General features: G+C 72.0%; 16 protein-coding genes. All 16 read right to left on the reverse strand.

All coding sequences use genetic code 11. From position 1 onward, the window contains the following. Window positions 1-14: 14 nt before the first annotated feature. The 16 genes from HD594_RS10895 to HD594_RS10970 all read right to left on the reverse strand — a co-directional run bounded on the left by HD594_RS10895 (window position 15) and on the right by HD594_RS10970 (window position 18154). Window positions 15-278: a phosphoribosyl-ATP diphosphatase gene (locus tag HD594_RS10895; protein ID WP_184750987.1), complete on the reverse strand. Its 264-nt coding sequence runs from the start codon at window positions 276-278 to the stop codon at window positions 15-17. 55 nt (window positions 279-333) lie between these two features. Beyond that, window positions 334-1026 carry a ribulose-phosphate 3-epimerase gene (rpe, locus tag HD594_RS10900; RefSeq protein ID WP_271171197.1) on the reverse strand — a complete coding sequence of 231 codons (693 nt, stop codon included), beginning with the start codon at window positions 1024-1026 and terminating at the stop codon, window positions 334-336. Between the two features lie 37 nt (window positions 1027-1063). Continuing rightward, the gene (locus tag HD594_RS10905; RefSeq protein WP_184750989.1) at window positions 1064-2434 is read right to left on the reverse strand and encodes an RsmB/NOP family class I SAM-dependent RNA methyltransferase; all 1371 of its coding nucleotides are present in this window, start codon (window positions 2432-2434) and stop codon (window positions 1064-1066) included. Continuing rightward, the gene (gene fmt, locus HD594_RS10910; RefSeq protein ID WP_184750990.1) at window positions 2431-3354 is read right to left on the reverse strand and encodes a methionyl-tRNA formyltransferase; all 924 of its coding nucleotides are present in this window, start codon (window positions 3352-3354) and stop codon (window positions 2431-2433) included. The genes HD594_RS10905 and fmt overlap by 4 nt, the downstream gene beginning before the upstream one ends. An 8-nt stretch (window positions 3355-3362) precedes the next feature. Further along, window positions 3363-5348 carry a primosomal protein N' family DNA-binding protein gene (locus HD594_RS10915; RefSeq protein ID WP_184750991.1) on the reverse strand — a complete coding sequence of 662 codons (1986 nt, stop codon included), beginning with the start codon at window positions 5346-5348 and terminating at the stop codon, window positions 3363-3365. 1 nt (window position 5349) lies between these two features. After that, the gene (metK, locus tag HD594_RS10920) at window positions 5350-6543 is read right to left on the reverse strand and encodes a methionine adenosyltransferase (protein ID WP_184750992.1); all 1194 of its coding nucleotides are present in this window, start codon (window positions 6541-6543) and stop codon (window positions 5350-5352) included. A gap of 114 nt (window positions 6544-6657) precedes the next feature. Then, window positions 6658-6918 (reverse strand): DNA-directed RNA polymerase subunit omega, encoded by a 261-nt coding sequence (rpoZ, locus tag HD594_RS10925; RefSeq protein ID WP_184750993.1) that lies wholly within the window; start codon window positions 6916-6918, stop codon window positions 6658-6660. A 65-nt stretch (window positions 6919-6983) separates the two neighbouring features. Next, window positions 6984-7907 carry a guanylate kinase gene (gene gmk / locus HD594_RS10930; RefSeq protein ID WP_184750994.1) on the reverse strand — a complete coding sequence of 308 codons (924 nt, stop codon included), beginning with the start codon at window positions 7905-7907 and terminating at the stop codon, window positions 6984-6986. Further along, entirely contained in the window at window positions 7900-8760 is an 861-nt protein-coding gene (gene pyrF / locus HD594_RS10935; protein WP_184750995.1) for an orotidine-5'-phosphate decarboxylase, read from the reverse strand. The genes gmk and pyrF overlap by 8 nt, the downstream gene beginning before the upstream one ends. After that, window positions 8757-12044, reverse strand: coding sequence for a carbamoyl-phosphate synthase large subunit (gene carB / locus HD594_RS10940; protein WP_184750996.1), 3288 nt, complete (start codon window positions 12042-12044; stop codon window positions 8757-8759). Before carB ends, pyrF begins: the two co-directional genes overlap by 4 nt. Beyond that, window positions 12037-13194 carry a glutamine-hydrolyzing carbamoyl-phosphate synthase small subunit gene (gene carA / locus HD594_RS10945; RefSeq protein WP_184750997.1) on the reverse strand — a complete coding sequence of 386 codons (1158 nt, stop codon included), beginning with the start codon at window positions 13192-13194 and terminating at the stop codon, window positions 12037-12039. The genes carB and carA overlap by 8 nt, the downstream gene beginning before the upstream one ends. Next, entirely contained in the window at window positions 13191-13697 is a 507-nt protein-coding gene (locus HD594_RS10950; protein ID WP_184750998.1) for a PH-like domain-containing protein, read from the reverse strand. The genes carA and HD594_RS10950 overlap by 4 nt, the downstream gene beginning before the upstream one ends. After that, entirely contained in the window at window positions 13694-15004 is a 1311-nt protein-coding gene (locus HD594_RS10955; RefSeq protein ID WP_184750999.1) for a dihydroorotase, read from the reverse strand. The genes HD594_RS10950 and HD594_RS10955 overlap by 4 nt, the downstream gene beginning before the upstream one ends. Beyond that, window positions 15001-15969: an aspartate carbamoyltransferase catalytic subunit gene (locus tag HD594_RS10960; RefSeq protein WP_184751000.1), complete on the reverse strand. Its 969-nt coding sequence runs from the start codon at window positions 15967-15969 to the stop codon at window positions 15001-15003. Before HD594_RS10960 ends, HD594_RS10955 begins: the two co-directional genes overlap by 4 nt. Next, a complete protein-coding gene (pyrR, locus tag HD594_RS10965) occupies window positions 15966-16496 on the reverse strand; it encodes a bifunctional pyr operon transcriptional regulator/uracil phosphoribosyltransferase PyrR (protein WP_184751001.1) in 531 nt (176 codons plus the stop codon). Before pyrR ends, HD594_RS10960 begins: the two co-directional genes overlap by 4 nt. A gap of 83 nt (window positions 16497-16579) precedes the next feature. Beyond that, window positions 16580-18154 carry a Rieske 2Fe-2S domain-containing protein gene (locus HD594_RS10970; protein WP_184751002.1) on the reverse strand — a complete coding sequence of 525 codons (1575 nt, stop codon included), beginning with the start codon at window positions 18152-18154 and terminating at the stop codon, window positions 16580-16582. Window positions 18155-18227 lie beyond the last annotated feature (73 nt).

Raw genomic sequence — 18227 nt, forward strand, 5'->3', positions numbered from 1 at the left:
GGGGCTGGGGCGGCTCAGAGATGTCGGTAGACGTCCTCGAGCGTCAGCCCCTTCGCGAGCATGAGCACCTGCAGGTGGTACAGCAGCTGCGAGATCTCCTCGGCGGCCGCGGCGTCGGACTCGTACTCGGCCGCCATCCACACCTCGGCGGCCTCTTCGACGATCTTCTTGCCGATGGCGTGCACGCCGGCGTCGAGCTGGGCGACCGTCCCCGAGCCCTCGGGGCGCGAGGCCGCCTTGGCGGCGAGTTCCGCGTACAGACCGTCGAACGTCTTCACCCTGCAAGGTTAGCGTCCGGGCGGCGGCCGGACGTCCGCGTGACGATCGGGCCGGTCAGTGCACGTGCGTGTGCGCGGCGGCCGCGGCGCGGAGCCCGGCGATCGCTGCGGCCGGGTCGCCGGCGCCGAACACCGCCGACCCCGCGACGAACGTGTCGGCGCCCGCCTCGGCCGCCTGGTCGATCGTCGCGGCGGAGATGCCGCCGTCGACCTGGAGCCAGACCGACGAACCGCGCCGGCGGGCCTCGTCGGCCAGTCGGCGCAGCTTCGGCATCGTCTCGGGCATGAACGACTGACCGCCGAAGCCGGGCTCGACGGTCATCACGAGGATCTGGTCGAAGTCGTCGAGCAGGTCGAACAGCCCCTCGACGGCCGTGGCGGGCTTGACGGCGACGCCCGCTCGGCTGCCGATGTCGCGCAGCCGCCGCGCGAGGGCCACCGGCTCGGTCGCCGCCTCGAGGTGGAACGTCACCGACGCGGCGCCGAGCTCGGCGTAGCCGGGCGCCCACCGGTCGGGGTCGTCGATCATGAGGTGCACGTCCAGCGGGACGGGACTCGTCGCCTGGATGCGCTCGACCATCTGCGGCCCGAACGTCAGATTCGGCACGAAGTGGTTGTCCATGACGTCGACGTGCACGAAGTCCGCCGCGGCGATGCGCGCGAGCTCCGCCTGCATGTTGACGAAGTCGGCCGCCAGAATGCTGGGATTGATGCGGATGCCGGGGTCCGGGGCGTCGCGGTGCTGCACGAGACCCATTATGGCGGGCAGGCGGTGCCGGACCGGGTCACACCCGGCGCAGGAGCGAGATCGACATCGCGTCGGTGCCGTGGCGGTGCGGCCACAGCTGCGCGCGCCCGGACCCGTCGGACTGCGGGGCCAGCTGGGGGTCGACCGCGCTGACGGACGTCACGGCATCCCGCGCCGAGAGCTCCTCGACCGCCTCGCCCCACTCGCGCTTGACCTCGGCGACGACGCCCGCCGTCTCGGCCAGGTGCGGCGAGCACGTGACATAGGCGACGACCCCGCCGGGCTTGAGCGCGCCGAGCGCCGAGCTGAGGAGCTCGGTCTGCAGGGCGCTGAGCTCGGGGATGTCGGCGGGCGACTTGCGCCAGCGCGCCTCGGGCCGGCGTCGCAGGGCGCCGAGCCCCGTGCACGGGGCGTCGACGAGGATGCGGTCGTAGAGGCCGGGGCTCTCGGCCGCGCGCACGCGCCCGTCCTCCTCGCTGACCGGGACGTCGGCGGGGACGCCCTCGACGGCGCGGCGGACGAGTCCGGCGCGTGCGTGCGAAATCTCGTTCGCCTCGAGGTGCGCGCCGTGTGCGAGCGCCTCGGCGGCGAGCACCGCCGTCTTGCCTCCGGGACCCGCGCACAGGTCCAGCCAGCGCTCGCCGTCGCGCACGGGCGCGTACCGCGTGAGTGCGAGCGCCGCCAGCTGCGAGCCCTCGTCCTGCACCCGCACGCGTCCGTCCGAGCCGGTCACGATGCTCTCGGGGTCGCCGCCGCCCAGGCGGAAGCCGAGCGGCGAGTACGACGTGTGCGAGGCGTCCTCGGGAACCTCGGCGAGGCCCGGAAGCGCCGCGAGCGTCACCTGCGGCGAGGCGTTGTCGGCCGTCAGCAGGTCCTCGAGCTCGTCGGCGCGCCCCTCTGCGGCGAGGGCGCGACGGAGGGCGCGGACGACCCACACCGGGTGCGAGTAGGTGAGCCCGAGACGCTCGTCGTCGGAGCGGGCCGATTCGGCCACGCGGGTCATCCACTCCCCCGGCACATCGCGCGACACGCGGCGCAGCACGGCGTTGGCGAAGCCGGCGGGACCCCGACCGCCGGCGGACCGCGCGAGTTCGACGGACTCGTTCACCGCGGCGTGGCTCGCCACGCGGGTGGAGAGCAGCTGGTGCACGCCGAGACGCAGGGCATCGAGCACGGCGGGGTCGATCTTGTGGATGCCGCGGTCGGCGGCGATCGCGATGACGGCGTCGTACGTGCCCTGCCGGCGGAGCGTGCCGTAGGCGAGTTCCGTGGCCAGCGCCGCGTCGGCCGCGCTGAGCCCGGCGCGCTCGATCGCCTTCGGCATCAGGAGGTTGGCGTACGCGTCGGACTCGTGGACGGCGCGCAGGACCTCGAAGGCGACCTGTCTGGCGGGTGTGACGCGGCTCATGATCCGGCCACCGGATCCGTCTCGCGAAGCCCTCGCCACCAGTCGGCGGCGCGCATGGGACCCTTGCCCGCGGGCTGGACGGTGTCGAGCCGCACCGGGTCGGTCGACGTGCCCACGATCACGTCGCGCCCGTGCAGAGCCATGCGCCCCGGCGCCAGTCGCGGCGCGTCGTCGGACGCCGCGCCCGCGGCGGCGATCTTCAGGCGCAGGCCCGTCACGGAAGTGTGCGCTCCCGGCTCGGGCGTCACGCCGCGCACCCGGTTCAGCACGGCGTCGCGAGGCGCCTCCCAATCGATGCGGCCGTCCTCGAGCGTCAGCTTCGGTGCGTACGTCGGCTCGCCTTCCTGAGGCGCGGCGACCGCCGAGCCGTCGGCGATCGCATCGACGACGCCGACGAGCTGCCGGGCGCCGGACTCCGCGAGCTGCGAGAGCAGCTCGCCGGCCGTCGCGTGCGGCGGCATCGGCCGCGCGTCTTCGGCGAACACATCCCCCGCATCCAGTCCCGGGACGAGCTGGAAGACGCTCGAGCCCGTCTCGGCATCGCCGGCGATGACGGCGCGCTGGACGGGCGCCGCTCCGCGCCAGCGGGGCAGCAGCGAGAAGTGCAGGTTGATCCAGCCGTGGGCCGGCGCCGACAGCACCGGTTCGCGGACGAGGCCGCCGTACGCCACGATCACCCCGAGATCGGGCTCGTGCGCGACGATGCGGGCGGTCGCGTCGGCATCGAGCCGGTCGGTCTTGATGATCGGCAGCCCCAGTTCCGCGGCCGCCGCCGCGACCGGGGACGGCGTGAGCACGCGCTTGCGGCCGAGCGGGGCGTCGGTGCGCGTTATGACGGCCGCGACCTCGTGGGTCGAGGCCGCGAGCAGTCGCAGGGAGGGGACGGCCGGTTCGGGCGTCCCCGCGAAGACGAGTCGCATCAGGCTCCTCACACGTCGAGGTCGGGCAGGTCGACCCGCACTCTGAGTGTATTCCGGGGTGAATTGCGGGCACCGGGGCGACCTGAGCCCCGGCGTGAGGACAGCGCGGCCTGGACCATCGCGGCGCGGAGCGCTCCGGTCACGCGCGCTCCCGCGGCGTAGTCGAAGCGCAGCAGCGCCCGCACCGCGTCGTCCGCGGCGGGGACGGGTCCCAGCACGGAGGCGGCGTCGAGCTCGGGGATGTCGGCGCGGAGCCCGCGCAGCGCCTCGTCGACGACGGCGCGCGGCCCCTGCAGAGCCGCCACCCGCACCGCCGGCGGCATGCGCAGCTCGGCGCGGTCCGCCAGCTCGGCGGCGGCGTACGCCGGCTGCGTCCACGTCGCCAGCGCGCGTGCGATCGAGCCCGTCACGCCCACCAGATGCACGGGGGCGCCGGGAGCGGCGAGGGCTGCGGCGTTGGACCACCAGCGCAGGCACGACTCGCCGATGCGCAGGTCCTCGGCCAGCAGCATCCGCTCCCCGTCCAGCAGGATGACGGCGCGGTAGCCGCCGGCGGCGATCGGCTCGGCACCGCGGGTGGCGACCACGAGCGCCGGACCGTCGCCCACGTGCGCGACCGGGTGGTCGCCGTCGGCCACGATGACGCGGATGCCGGGGAACGCGCGGCCGAGCTCATCGGCCGTGCGCTCGCTGCCGGACGAGGCCATCCGAACGCGCGTCGACGAGCAGTGCGGACACGTCCAGCCGCCGGCGCCGCGCCCGCACCACGCACACGTCGGCACGGCTCCCTGACGCGCCGCATGCAGAGGGCCGCCGCAGTGCGAGCACCGCGTCGGCCGGCGGCACTCGGCGCACACGAGCACGGGCGCGTAGCCGGGCCGCGCGACCTGCACCAGCACGGGCCCGGCGGCCAGGGCATCGCGCGCGGCGGCGAAGGCGCTCGAGGGGATGCGCACCGCGCGCGTCTCGCCTTCGCGCATGGCGCTGAGGACCACGCGGGGCGTGTGGCGCCGCGCGGCGGGGATCTCGGCGACCCAGTCGATGGAGACCAGGCGCTGCACGTCGGTGGTGCGCGTGTGCCCGGCCAGGAGCAGGGCGGACCCCTCGAGGCCCTGCCGCACCAGCGCGGCGTCGCGCGCGTGCACGCCGGGGCTCAGCGGTTCGGCCAGCAGCGGATCGCCGTCATCCCAGATCGCGACGAGGCCGCAGCGGTGGGCGGGCGCGTAGACGGTCGATCGGTTGCCGATCACGATGCACGGCTGCTCGGCGAGGATGCGCAGGTACGCGGCGTAGCGCGCGGGCCCGCTCTGGGCCGCATCGTCGCGGATCACCGCGTCCTCGGGTGCGCGCGCGGCCAGCGCAGCCTCGAGCTGAGCGAGATCGCGGTGGTCGGGCACCGCGATGACGGCGCTGCGCCCGCGAGCGAGCGTGTCGACGGCCGCCGCCGCCAGGACCTCGGCCCAGGCCCCGATGTCCCGGCCGTCCCACGCGCGTGCCGGCCGCGGCGGCGCGTCGATCGCGATGCGGCGTCCGGCGCCGAGCGCATCGGCGAGTCCGGGGAACTCCGCGAGCGTGCGGCCCGCCCACTCCGCCGCGGCGGGATCCACCTCGGGCGCGGCCGGCGCGTCGGCGGCGAGCCACGTCTTCTCGGCGCGCACCATGCGCTTGGGGATCGCCAGTCGCAGGATGTCGCTCGCCGATCCGGCGGCGCGATCGGCGACGCGGCGGGCGAGCGCGTGGAGACGCTCGGGCAGCACTTCGACCGGCGAGACGACGCTGTCGAGGTCCGACAGCGGCCGCGGGACGGGCTCCTCGTCCCCGGTCTCGGCGATCCACCCCTCGACGACGCGGCCGGCGGTCCGCAGCGGGACCTTCACGCGCACGCCGGGCACGGCGACCTCGCGGAGCTCGTCGGGGATGGCGTAGTCGAACAGGCGATCCAGCTGCGGGAGCGGGGAATCGATCAGAACCCGCGCGACGCGCCGCGCGGGCACGTCAGAGCCCGGCTGCGGCGCGGAGATCGTCGACGCGGTCGGTGCGCTCCCACGTGAAGTCGGGCAGCTCGCGCCCGAAGTGGCCGTACGCGGCCGTCTGACGGTAGATCGGGCGGAGCAGATCGAGCTCCTGGATGATCGCCTTCGGGCGCAGATCGAAGACGTCGCGGATCGCGCGGGTGATCGCCTCGTCCGAGACGTGACCGGAGCCGAACGTCTCGACATACAGGCCCACGGGGTGGGCCTGGCCGATCGCATAGGCGACCTGCAGCTCGAGGCGGTCGGCGAGGCCGGCCGCGACGGCGTTCTTGGCCACCCATCGCATGGCGTAGGCGCCCGAGCGATCGACCTTGGACGGGTCCTTGCCGCTGAACGCGCCGCCGCCGTGGCGTGCGGCGCCGCCGTACGTGTCGATGATGATCTTGCGGCCCGTCAGTCCGGCATCGCCCTTGGGACCCCCGATGATGAAGTCGCCCGCGGGGTTGATGATCGCGTCGACATCGGAGAGGTCGAGCCCCGTCTCGGCGATGACCGGATCGATGACCTCGGCGCGCACGGCGGCGCTGAGCGCGGCGTGCGTGATCCCCGGGTTGTGCTGCGTGGACAGCACCACGGTCTCGATCGTGCGGGGCGTGGTGCCCTCGTAGCCGACCGTGACCTGCGTCTTGCCGTCGGGGCGCAGGAACGGCAGCGCGTTCGTGCGGCGGGCGTGGGACAGACGCTCGGCGATGCGGTGCGCCGTCCAGATCGCGATCGGCATGAGCTGCGGCGTCTCGTTCGTGGCGTAGCCGAACATGATGCCCTGGTCGCCGGCGCCGAGCTGGTCCATGGGATCGGTCGACCCGCCCTCGCGCACCTCGCGCGAGGTCTCGACGCCGCCGGAGATGTCGCTGGACTGCTCGCCGATCGAGACGCTCACACCGCACGAGTCGCCGTCGAAGCCGTGCTCGCTCGAGGTGTAGCCGATCTCGTTGACGACGCGCCGCACGGTGCCGGGGATGTCGACGTAGCCTTCGGTGCGCACCTCGCCCGCGACGTGCACGAGACCCGTCGTGACGAGGGTCTCGACGGCGACACGGCTGTTCGGGTCGACGGTCAGCAGCGCGTCGAGGATGCTGTCGGAGATCTGGTCGCAGATCTTGTCGGGGTGTCCTTCGGTGACGGACTCCGAAGTGAACAGACGCAGCTCGGTCATCGAGTCTCCTGAGGCGAGGCGAAGCGGTAGCGGGTGGGCACCAGTATGCCCATGACATGCGACACCGCCGGGGCCGCGCGCCTCACGGCGTCACGGTTCCGGCGGTGTCTGGGATCACTCGGCTGCGGCGCTGCGCAGGCGCAGCTTGTCCTCGTGGATCTCGTGCATCGCGATCGTCAGCGGCTTGTCCTCGACGGTCGAGTCCACGAGCGGACCGACGTTGTCGAACAGGTTGCCCTCGTGCAGGTCGGAGTAGTAGTCGTTGATCTGCCGCGCGCGCTTGGCCGCGTAGATCACGAGCTGGTACTTCGAGTCGACCTTCTCGAGCAGGCTGTCGATGGGGGGCTCGATGATGCCCTGGTTCGTTCCGGCCATGGCGAAACCTCCTGGTTGTCGGCTCCCGCGGGAAGCGGGAGCCTGTGGGACGGCGGCGGCGTGATTCAGACGCGCGAAAGCGGACGCGCGGGCGCCTGCACCAATTCTACGACCTCTTCGGCCGCCGACGCGACGTTCTCGTTCACGACGCGGTAGTCGAACTCGCTCTGGGCGGCCAATTCGACCTTCGCCGTGCGCAGGCGCCGGGCCCGCTCGTCGGCCTCCTCGGTGCCGCGCCCGACGAGGCGCTGCACCAGCTCGTCCCAGCTCGGCGGCAGCAGGAACACCAGCGTCGCGGACGGCTCCGCCGCACGGACCTGGCGGGCCCCCTGCAGGTCGATCTCGAGCAGCACCGTGCGCCCCTCGGCCAGCGCCTGCTCGATGGGGCCTCGCGGGGTGCCGTAGCGATGGGCGTTGTGCACCGTCGCCCACTCGAGCAGCTCGCCGTCTGCGACGAGCCGGTCGAACTCGGCGTCGTCGACGAAGAAGTAGTGCTCGCCGTCGACTTCGCCCGGGCGGGGTGCGCGCGTGGTCGCCGACACCGACAGCCGGATCTCGGGGTGGTGCTCCTTGATGTACGCGGCGACGGTGCCCTTCCCGACCGCGGTCGGGCCGGCGAGCACGACCAGCCGGCTGCGTCCGCTGCGGGGCCCGGTCTCGGGCCACCGCTCGTCCAGGAAGCGCTCGAGCGCGACGCGCTGGCGCGAGCCCAGCCCGCCGAGCCGCTTGACCGGCGAGATGCGCAGCTCCTCGAGGATGCGATCGCGCTTGCCCTCGCCGATGGCGGGGATGCTGGTGAGGAATTCGCTGATGCGCATCGCCCCGGCGGGAGCCGCCGGGTCCGCGGTGGCGCGGCGCAGCAGCTCCTGCGGGGTGATGACGCGCATCGCGACGTCCTTCTTCAGGGCGGCACGCTCGCGGCGGGCGGCGACGGCGCGGCGGGATGCCGAGGCGCGGTCGACCTCGGGAGGGGTTCGGGAGTCACTCATGGGAACCTTCACGGTACATCGCCGCACGCTCGTCGATGCGCACCGCGATGAGGTCTGGGCCGGCGGAGAGGATGCTGCGGCTCTCGCTCGCGATCACCTGCGATGCCGCGCCGCCGAAGAGCGCTGGCAGGTCCTCCGGCAGCGCCCCCTGCGCGCCGAACCCGGGCGCGAGGACGGGCGCGCCGCGGAGGAGCTCGTCGGTGAGGCCGAAGGCGTCGCGATCGATCGTGGCGCCGACGACGAGGCCGACGGGGCCGAGGCCCCCGCCGAACGCCGCCGAGGAGTTGACCCACTGGATGTCGCGCGCGACGCGCTCGGCCACGGTCTGCCCGTCGGTCGCGGCGACATCGACCGTCTGGGCCGTCTGCACCGCCGCGGCCTCGGGGTTGCTCGTCGCGGCGAGGACGAACACGCCCTTGTCGTGGCGGATGGCCGTGGTGAAGGTGCCGCGCAGCGACTCGGGCCCGAGGTAGGGGCTCACGGTCAGGGCGTCGGCCTCCAGCGGCGCGCCGGGCGCGAGCCAGGCCGCGGCGTAGCCGTCCATCGTGGTGCCGATGTCGCCGCGCTTGGCGTCGGCGATCACGAGCAGACCCGCCGCACGCGCGGCGGCCATGACCTCCTCCAGGGCCGCGAATCCGGCCGCGCCCCAGCGCTCGAAGAACGACACCTGCGGCTTGACCACGCCGACCCGATCGGCGGCCGCCTCGACCGTGCGCAGGCCGAACGCGCGCACGCCCGCCGCCGAGGCGGGAAGGCCCCACGCCTCGAGCAGGTGCTCGTGGGGGTCGATCCCCACGCACAGCGGTCCGTGCGCGTCGAGCGCCGTCCTCAGCCTCTCGCCGAACCCGGTCACGCGTGCCCGGCCCGGTCGGCGGCGTACTCCTGCAGGCTCCTGACCTCGAACCCCTCGCGCAGCACGGGCAGCGCGCTCACGGCGGCGCCGAGCACCGCCATCGTCGTGAACAGGGCCTTGTCGCCCGCGACGGCGGCCGCGCGGATCTCGTACCCGTCGGCGCGTGCGCTGCCCCCCGAAGGAGTGTTGACGATGATGTCGATCTCGCCGGCGTTGATGAGGTCGACGATGTTGGTCTCCCCCGTCTCCTGGGTCGCCGAGTACTTGTTGACGACGGTGACGTCGATGCCGTTGCGGGCCAGGATCTCGGCCGTTCCCTCGGTGGCGACCAGGTCGAACCCGAGTTCGCGCAGACGATGCGCGGGCAGGATGACGGCGCGCTTGTCGGCATCCGCCACCGAGATGAACACGGTGCCCGACTGCGGCATGCCGCCGTACGCGGCGTCCTGCGACTTCGCGAACGCGGTCGGGAAGTCCCGGTCGATGCCCATGACCTCGCCGGTCGAGCGCATCTCGGGGCCGAGCACGGAGTCGACGGTCTGGCCGTCGGCGGTCCGGAAGCGCTTGAACGGCAGCACGGCCTCCTTGACGGCCACGGGGGCGTCCAGCGGCACGCGCGAGCCGTCGGCCTCGGGCAGCAGCCCTTCGGCCTTGAGCTCGGCGATCGTGGCGCCCGCCATGATGCGGCTGGCGGCCTTGGCGAGCGGGATGCCGAGGGCCTTCGACACGAAGGGCACGGTGCGGCTGGCGCGGGGGTTCGCCTCGATGACGTAGAGGACGCCGGCCGAGATCGCGAACTGCACGTTCAGCAGACCGCGCACGCCCACGCCCTCGGCGATGGCGCGCGTGGCCTCGCGGACGCGGTCCACGTCGGTGCGCCCGAGACTCACCGGGGGCAGCGTGCACGACGAGTCGCCGGAGTGGATGCCGGCCTCCTCGAGGTGCTCCATGACGCCGCCGATGTACAGCTCCTCGCCGTCGTAGAGGGCGTCCACGTCGAGCTCGATCGCATCGTCGAGGAAGCGGTCGACCAGCAGCGGCAGGCCCGGCCCGATGATCGCCTCGCCGGCGACCCGCACGAAGTAGTCGCGCAGCGCCTCGGTCGAGTAGACAATCTCCATGCCGCGGCCGCCGAGGACGAAGCTCGGCCGCACGAGGACCGGGTAGCCGATCTCCTCGGCCACCGCGACGGCCCCCTCGACGTCGATCGCCGTGCCGTTGCGCGGGGCGACGAGACCGGCGTCATCGAGCAGGCGCGCGAACAGCTCGCGCTCCTCGGCGAGGTCGATCGCGGCGGGCTTGGTGCCGAGGATGTTGTAGCCGGCCGCCTCGATGCCCTTGGCCAGGCCGAGCGGCGTCTGGCCGCCGAGCTGGCAGATGACGCCGAGGATCGTGCCGGAAGCGCTCTCGGCGTGCAGCACCTCGAGGACGTCCTCGAGGGTCAGCGGCTCGAAGTAGAGGCGATCGGAGGTGTCGTAGTCGGTCGAGACCGTCTCGGGGTTGCAGTTGACCATGACGGTCTCGAAGCCGGCGTCCGACAGGGCGAACGAGGCGTGCACGCAGGAGTAGTCGAACTCGACGCCCTGGCCGATGCGGTTCGGGCCCGAGCCGATGATGACGACCTTGCTGCGCTCGGACGGCGTCACCTCGGTCTCGCTGTCGTAGCTGGAGTAGTGGTACGGCGTGAGCGCGGGGAACTCGCCCGCGCACGTGTCGACCGTCTTGTAGACGGGGCGCACGCCCAGTCCGTGACGGACGCCGCGCACCTCGGCCTCGGTGTCGTCGCGGAGCTCGGCGATCTGGGCGTCGCTGAAGCCGTGCTCCTTGGCGACGCGCAGCACGTCGGTCGAGAGCTCGCCGGCCGTGCGGATGTACTCGGCGACCTCGTTGATGAGGGCGATCTGGTCGAGGAACCACGGGTCGATCTTGGTGGCTTCGAACGCCTGCTCGATCGTGGCGCCCTTGCGCATGGCCTGCTGCAGGACGACGATGCGGCCGTCCGTCGGCGTCTTCGCGATCTCGAGCAGCTCCTCCACCGACCGCTCCTCGTCGCCCCAGTGGAAGCTGGAGCCCCGCTTCTCGAGCGAGCGCAGCGCCTTCTGCAGCGCCGTGGCGTAGTTGCGGCCGATCGCCATGGCCTCGCCGACGGACTTCATGGTCGTGGTGAGCGTGGTGTCGGCCGCGGGGAACTTCTCGAAGTTGAACCGCGGCACCTTCACGACGACGTAGTCGAGCGTCGGCTCGAAGCTCGCCGGCGTCGCCTGCGTGATGTCGTTGGGGACCTCGTCGAGGCGGTAGCCGATCGCGAGCTTCGCGGCGAGCTTCGCGATCGGGAAGCCGGTGGCCTTCGATGCGAGGGCGGACGAGCGAGACACGCGCGGGTTCATCTCGATGACGATGATGCGCCCGTCATCGGGATTCACGGCGAACTGGATGTTGCAGCCGCCGGTGTCCACGCCGACGGCGCGGATGATGTCGATGCCGATGTCGCGCAGCTTCTGGTACTCGCGGTCGGTGAGCGTCAGCGACGGCGCGACCGTGATCGAGTCGCCGGTGTGGACGCCGACCGGGTCGACGTTCTCGATGGAGCAGACGACGACGGTGTTGTCGGCCGTGTCGCGCATGAGCTCGAGCTCGTACTCCTTCCACCCGAGGATCGACTCCTCCAGGAGCACCTCGTGGGTGGGCGAGTCGTGCAGGCCCGCACCGCCGATGCGGCGCAGGTCCGCCTCGTCGAAGGCGAAGCCGGATCCGAGTCCGCCCATCGTGAACGAGGGGCGCACCACGAGCGGGTAGCCGAGCTTCTCGGCCCCCGCCAGCAGCTCGTCCATCGAGTGGCAGATGACGGACGAGGCCACATCGGCGCCGGCCTCGATGACCAGCTCCTTGAAGATCTGGCGGTCCTCGCCCTTGCGGATGGCGTCGACCTTCGCGCCGATCAGCTCCACGTCGTACTTGTCGAGGATGCCCTGGTCGTGGAGCGCCATGGCGGCGTTCAGCGCCGTCTGGCCGCCCAGCGTCGGCAGGATCGCGTCGGGCTTCTCCTTGGCGATGATCGTCTCGATGACCGCCGGGGTGATCGGCTCGATGTACGTCGCGTCGGCGAAGTCGGGGTCGGTCATGATCGTGGCCGGGTTCGAGTTGACGAGGATGACGCGCACGCCCTCCTCGCGCAGCACACGGCAGGCCTGCGTGCCCGAGTAGTCGAACTCGCACGCCTGACCGATGACGATCGGCCCCGAGCCGATGACGAGGACGCTCTTGATGTCGTCGCGCTTAGGCATTCTTCTGGGTCTCCTGGGTCGCGACGACCAGGTCGCGGAAGCGGTCGAACAGGTAGTTGGCGTCGTGGGGGCCGGCGGCCGCCTCGGGGTGGTACTGCACCGAGAACGCGGGGATGTCGAGGGCGCGCAGCCCCTCGACGCAGTCGTCGTTGAGGCCGACGTGGCTCACCTCGACGCGACCGTAGCCGTGCGGGCTGTCGATGACGCCGTCGGTGGGGGCGTCCACGGCGAAGCCGTGGTTGTGGGCCGTGATCTCCACGCGTCCCGTCGCCTTGTCGCGCACCGGCTGGTTGATGCCGCGGTGGCCGAAGGGCAGCTTGTAGGTGCCGAACCCGAGGGCCCGGCCCAGCAGCTGGTTGCCGAAGCAGATGCCGAAGAACGGCAGCCGGTGATCGAGCACCGAGCGCAGCAGCTCCACGTGGGCGTCCGAGGCCGCCGGGTCGCCGGGACCGTTCGAGTAGAAGACGGCGACCGGGTCGATCGCGAGGATCTCGTCGATCGTCGACGTCTGCGGCATGACGTGCACGTCGAAGCCGCGGGCGGCGAGGTTGTCGACCGTGGCCTGCTTGACGCCGAGGTCGAGCACGGCGAGGCTGCCGATCCGCTCGGCCGTCGCGGGCGTCACCTCGGCGGCTTCGACCGAGACGGCGCCGGACAGGTTCTGGCCGGCCATCTCGGGAGCCTCGCGCACGAGGCGCAGCTGCTCGTCCTCGGACAGGGCCGCGGCCTCGCCCGAGAAGACCGCGCCGCGCATGCTGCCCTCGGAGCGGATGCGGCGGGTCACGGCGCGCGTGTCGATGCCTGAGATCCCCACGATGCCGTCGCGCTCGAGCGCCGCGTCGAGGGACTCGTCCGCGCGCCAGTTGGAGACGACGCGCGAGGGGTCGCGCACGATGTAGCCGGCGACCCAGATGCGGCGCGACTCGGGGTCCTCGTCGTTGACGCCGGTGTTGCCGATGTGCGGTGCGGTCTGCAGCACGATCTGGCCCGCGTACGACGGATCGGTGAGGGTCTCCTGGTAGCCGGTCATGCCGGTGGCGAAGACCACCTCGCCGAGCGTCGTGCCGCGGGCGCCGTACGCGCGCCCGTGGTAGCGCGTGCCGTCTTCGAGGACGAGCACGGCGGGGTCGGACTGGAACTGGGATGTCATGCGTCGCTTCCCGTCGGGATGGGGAGGATGCCGCGCAGGGCGTCCGCGAGAGCGCGCGCCGAGGCATCCTGCGGTCGGAAGTAGGAGTCGACGAGGGTCTCGTCGTCGATGCGCCACGTGACGCGGACGAGGCCGTCGCGCTCGACCACGCGGTCGATGGCGACCGTGGCCTGCGCGATGTCGTCGAGGCGCGCCGCGGCGAAGAACAGCCGCGGCTCGCCGGTGAGGTCGAGGGCGAAGCCCGCGTCGGTGACCGTCAGCGCGGCGCGCGAACGGAAGGCCAGGCCGCCGATCGCCAGGCGCTCGAGCGGCTCGCCGTGGCGCGTCGTGGCCACGTACAGCGTCTCGAACAGCGCCGTCTCGCGGGCGTCCGCGGGGATCTCCCCCACGGGAGCCGACCACACAGCGTCGCGGCGGGTGCGGCGCCACCACGCCCAGGCGAGGACGGCGAGAAGGAGGACGGTGACGGCGACGACGACCAGGAGCGCGCCTTCGCGGGTCATGCGCGCACCCCGGGGGCGTCCAGCAGCGCGCCGTCGGCGACGGTCGGCACGCCGGCGTGCAGCGTCCAGCGCACCTCGCCCGGCAGCTCCCGCCCGAGATAGGGCGAGTTCGCGCTGCGGCCGCGCAGATCGTCCTGTCCGAAGGCGCGGACGGGGCGGGGGTCGTAGAACGTCAGCGACGCCGGCTGGCCCGCGGTGATGGGCGTGCCGTGGTCGGCGAGCCGGCCGATGCGCGCGGGCTCGCGCGACATGACGCGCGCCACGTCGCCCCACGTGATGAGGCCCGTGTCGACCATCGTCGCGTGGACGACGCGCAGCGCGCTCTCGAGGCCCACCATGCCGTTGGCGGCCGCCTGCCACTCGCAGGCCTTGGCCTCGGCGGGGTGCGGTGCGTGGTCGGTGGCGACGATGTCGATCGTGCCGTCGGCGAGGCCCTCGCGGACCGCCATGACGTCCTCTTCGCTGCGCAGCGGAGGGTTCACCTTGAAGCGGGGGTCGTAGCCGCGCACGAGCTCGTCGGTCAGCAGGAGGTGGTGGGGCGTGACCTCGGCGGTGACGTCGATGCCGCGCTTCTTGGCCCAGCGGATGATGTCCACCGACCCGGCGGTCGACAGGTGGCACACGTGCAGACGCGAGCCGACGTGCTCGGCCAGCAGCACGTCGCGGGCGATGATGGACTCCTCGGCGACGGCGGGCCACCCGGCCAGCCCGAGCTCGGCCGAGACGGATCCCTCGTTCATCTGGGCGCCCTCGGTCAGGCGCGGGTCCTGCGCGTGCTGGGCGATGACGCCGTCGAAGGCCTTCACGTACTCCAGCGCGCGGCGCATGATGAGCGGATCCCACACGCAGAAGCCGTCGTCGCTGAAGACGCGCACGTTCGCCCGCGACTCGGCCATGGCGCCGAGCTCCGCGAGGCGCTCGCCCTTCTGGCCCACGGTGACGGCGCCGATGGGCTGGACGGTGGCGAAGCCGGCCGCCTCGCCGAGGGCGAGCTCCTGCTCGACGACGCCCGCCGTGTCGGCGACCGGGGAGGTGTTGGGCATGGCGAACACGGCGGTGTAGCCGCCGGCCGCCGCCGCGCGGGTGCCGGTGAGGACGGTCTCGGACGCCTCGTATCCGGGCTCGCGCAGGTGCGTGTGCAGATCGACCAGCCCGGGCAGGACCAGCAGCCCGTCGACATCGACGACGGTGGCGCCGGCGCGGCTCGCGTCCGGGCCGACGGCGGCGATCCGCCCGTCCTCGACCAGGATGTCGGCGGCGCCGGACCCTTCGATCTGGGCGCCTCGGAACAAGAGGACCTCGGTCATCGTGCGTCCCCCTTCTCATCGCGCGGGTCGGAGCCCGCCAGCAGCAGATACAGCACCGCCATCCGCACCGAGACGCCGTTCGCCACCTGCTCGAGGACCGTCGAGCGAGGCGAATCGGCAGCGTCGGCGGAGATCTCCAGGCCGCGGTTCATCGGGCCGGGGTGCATGACAATGCTATCCGGGCCGAGGGTGTGAAGTCGCCCGGCGTCGAGTCCCCAGCGCCGGGAATACTCCCGTTCAGTCGGGAAATACGCGGCGTTCATGCGCTCCAGCTGGATGCGCAGCATCATGAGCACGTCGGGGCCGGCCGCGATCGCCTCGTCGAGGTCGTACACGACGGTGACCGGCCACGCCGAGACGTCCTGCGGAACGAGCGTCGCCGGGGCGACGAGCGTCACCTCGGCGCCGAGGGTCGTCAGCAGCCACACGTTCGAGCGCGCGACGCGCGAGTGCAGGATGTCGCCCACGATCGTCACGCGGACGCCCGCGAGATCGCGTCCGCGGCTGTCGGACCCGAACCGGCGCTTGCGCATCGTGAAGGCGTCCAGAAGCGCCTGGGTGGGGTGCTCGTGGGTGCCGTCCCCGGCGTTGACCACGCCGGCGGTGATCCAGCCGCTCGTGGCGAGGGTGCGCGGGGCGCCCGACGCGCCGTGGCGGATGACGACGGCATCCGCGCCCATCGCCTGGAGGGTCTGCGCCGTGTCCTGCAGGGACTCGCCCTTCGAGACGCTCGAGCCCTTCGCGGAGAAGTTGATGACGTCGGCCGACAGGCGCTTGGCGGCGGCCTCGAACGAGATGCGCGTGCGCGTGGAGTCCTCGAAGAACAGGTTCACGACGGTCTTGCCGCGCAGCGTCGGCAGCTTCTTGACCTCGCGCCGCTGCGTGTCGGCCATGTCCTCGGCGACGTCGAGGATCCCGATCGCGTCCTCGCGCGAGAGCGTGCGGGTGTCGAGCAGGTTCCTCATGACTCGATCGTCACCTCCTCGATGCCGTCGACCTCGGCGAGGCGCACGTTGACGCGTTCGTCGCGGGCGCTCGGCAGGTTCTTGCCGACGAAGTCGGGGCGGATCGGCAGATCGCGGTGGCCGCGGTCGATGAGCGACGCCAGGCGCACGGCGCGGGGCCGGCCGATGTCCTTGATCGCATCGAGCGCCGCGCGGATGGTGCGGCCCGAGAACAGCACGTCGTCGACGAGCACCACGACCTTGTCGTCGATGCCCTCCCCCGGGATCTGCGTCGGTCGGGGCGTGCGCGTGGGATTTCGGTGCAGATCGTCGCGGTACATCGTCACGTCGAGCGCGCCGACCGCGACCGGCCGGCCGCCGAATCGGGTCACCAGCTCGGCGATGCGGGTCGCGAGTTCGACCCCGCGCGTCGGGATCCCGAGGATCACCAGGTCGTCGGGGCCCTTGTTGGACTCGAGGATCTCGTGTGCGATCCGAGTCAGGGCACGGGCGATGTCGGCCTCATGCAGCACGGTGCGCGTGCTCATCCGCCGCTCCCTTCTCCGCCTCACGGGACGGGGTTAAAGGTTGCTGTGGTGTCGCTCCAGTCTACGTCAGACCGCGGCGATTCTCAGGCGGCCGGCGATGCCGCGTCCTCGTGCCGCGCGTGGGCCGCCTGGTGCGAGCGGATCTCGTGTCCCTGCGACGTCAGGCACTTGCCGCTTTCGAGGTCCCACTTCCAGTCGTGGAGGCTGCACGTGAGCACGCCGTCCTCGATCTTGCCGGTCTTGCTGAGATCGGCGCGCAGGTGCGGGCAGCGTCGCTGGACGACCCACTCCTCGAGCTGCACGTCCTCGGTCTGGTCGGTCTGCTCCGCGTACCAGTTCTCGACGTACTCGATGCGGTCCCGCGACAGGCACTTCAGGAACGTCGTCAGGAACTCGTTGAACTTGCCGCTGCGCCCGACCTCGAACTGCATCGACAGGAAGATCGAGTTCGACCAGTCGATCTCGTGATCGCGGATGTTGGTCGAGACGAGGTCCGCGGGGATCGTGTACCAGTACACGCACTCCTCGCCGGCGTACTCGCGCACCTTCGCCTTGGGGAAGTCGACCACCATGTCCAGGTCCCCGATGCGGAACCGGACGTTGCCGCCCACGCCGTTCCGGATCGTGCGCGCGCGGCGCAGCAGCGGCTCCCACCACGCCTTGATCGCCGCGAGGATCTCGGCAGGCGGCAGCACCTCCGCGCGCGTGGCCTCCTCGGCGGTGATCTCGTCCTGACGGCTGTCGCGCTGCTCGGCCAGGTAGCTCCACTTGTCGCGGTAGACGCGCTCGATGTCGGCATCCGAGTAGAGCGTCTGCATGACGGTGAGCTCGCCGGCGTTCATGTCCACGACGGTGCCGGGGATGAACAGGTGACCCGCCTGCTCGGGGCGCTGCTGATTCATGTGCTCGAGGAACTGAACCGAGTCGGTGAAGATCGAGTCGTCCTCGAGCCCGTAGCCGTTGTAGCGGAACAGCTCCTCGCGCAGGAACATCGGCGGACCCGCCATCGGGAACACGTGCGCGGCATCGACCTTCTCGATGTAGTACATCGCGCGCTTGTTCTGCGCGTCGCGCTTGAGCTTCGCGAAGTTCTGCTTGGCGTCGTGGGGCAGGTCGTAGACCATCGGCCACCAGATCGCGCCCGACGTCTGCGTGAAGTAGGCCTCGGGCTTCGAGAACGCCAGCAGCTTCTCGAGGTCGAGGGGGTGGGAGTCGTTCTGGTTCAGGATCGACGCCGTGCCGTCGTCGACCGACAGCGAGGAATCGCCGATGGGGCCGTCCGAGGGCGCCCTCAGGGGCGTGACCATGATCTTCAGGTCGCCGTATTCGAGCGGGACGCCGGCCTGCGTGTAGACGATGTTCTCGTACCCGAGCGCGCGGATGTCCTGCTCGAGGTCGTCGGTCGGGTACTCCGGCAGCAGGACCTTGACGTCCTTGGAGACGTAGGTCTCGAGGAACCACGGGTCGAAGTGGTCGCGGTGGCGGTGCGAGATGTACAGGAAGTCGGCCTTGCCGAAGCGCTCCCAGTCGAGGGCGCGGTTGTCGGGGAAGACGAACCACGAACCGAAGAACGAGGGCTTCACGACCGGGTCGCACAGGATGCTGCCCCCTGCCGTCTCGATGAACATCCCGGCGTGCCCGAGGCCCGTGATCCGCATGAAATCCTCCTGTGTCGAACCGCGATCGAGTCTACTTGGCGCCGCGTGGGACCCGCGGTGCGCGCTGGCGCGC

Origin of the sequence: Microbacterium thalassium (assembly GCF_014208045.1) — a bacterium.
Lineage (GTDB): Bacteria > Actinomycetota > Actinomycetes > Actinomycetales > Microbacteriaceae > Microbacterium > Microbacterium thalassium.

What these genes read in the sequence shown, in the direction of transcription:
- fmt (WP_184750990.1), bottom strand. Translation starts at nt 3,354, where the DNA reads ATGCGACTCGTCTTCGCGGGGACGCCCGAACCGGCCGTCCCCTCCCTG.
- rpoZ (WP_184750993.1), bottom strand. Translation starts at nt 6,918, where the DNA reads ATGGCCGGAACGAACCAGGGCATCATCGAGCCCCCCATCGACAGCCTG.
- pyrR (WP_184751001.1), bottom strand. Translation starts at nt 16,496, where the DNA reads ATGAGCACGCGCACCGTGCTGCATGAGGCCGACATCGCCCGTGCCCTG.
- HD594_RS10905 (WP_184750989.1), bottom strand. Translation starts at nt 2,434, where the DNA reads ATGAGCCGCGTCACACCCGCCAGACAGGTCGCCTTCGAGGTCCTGCGC.
- carB (WP_184750996.1), bottom strand. Translation starts at nt 12,044, where the DNA reads ATGCCTAAGCGCGACGACATCAAGAGCGTCCTCGTCATCGGCTCGGGG.
- HD594_RS10955 (WP_184750999.1), bottom strand. Translation starts at nt 15,004, where the DNA reads ATGACCGAGGTCCTCTTGTTCCGAGGCGCCCAGATCGAAGGGTCCGGC.
- gmk (WP_184750994.1), bottom strand. Translation starts at nt 7,907, where the DNA reads ATGAGTGACTCCCGAACCCCTCCCGAGGTCGACCGCGCCTCGGCATCC.
- carA (WP_184750997.1), bottom strand. Translation starts at nt 13,194, where the DNA reads ATGACATCCCAGTTCCAGTCCGACCCCGCCGTGCTCGTCCTCGAAGAC.
- HD594_RS10950 (WP_184750998.1), bottom strand. Translation starts at nt 13,697, where the DNA reads ATGACCCGCGAAGGCGCGCTCCTGGTCGTCGTCGCCGTCACCGTCCTC.
- HD594_RS10960 (WP_184751000.1), bottom strand. Translation starts at nt 15,969, where the DNA reads ATGAGGAACCTGCTCGACACCCGCACGCTCTCGCGCGAGGACGCGATC.
- HD594_RS10970 (WP_184751002.1), bottom strand. Translation starts at nt 18,154, where the DNA reads ATGCGGATCACGGGCCTCGGGCACGCCGGGATGTTCATCGAGACGGCA.
- metK (WP_184750992.1), bottom strand. Translation starts at nt 6,543, where the DNA reads ATGACCGAGCTGCGTCTGTTCACTTCGGAGTCCGTCACCGAAGGACAC.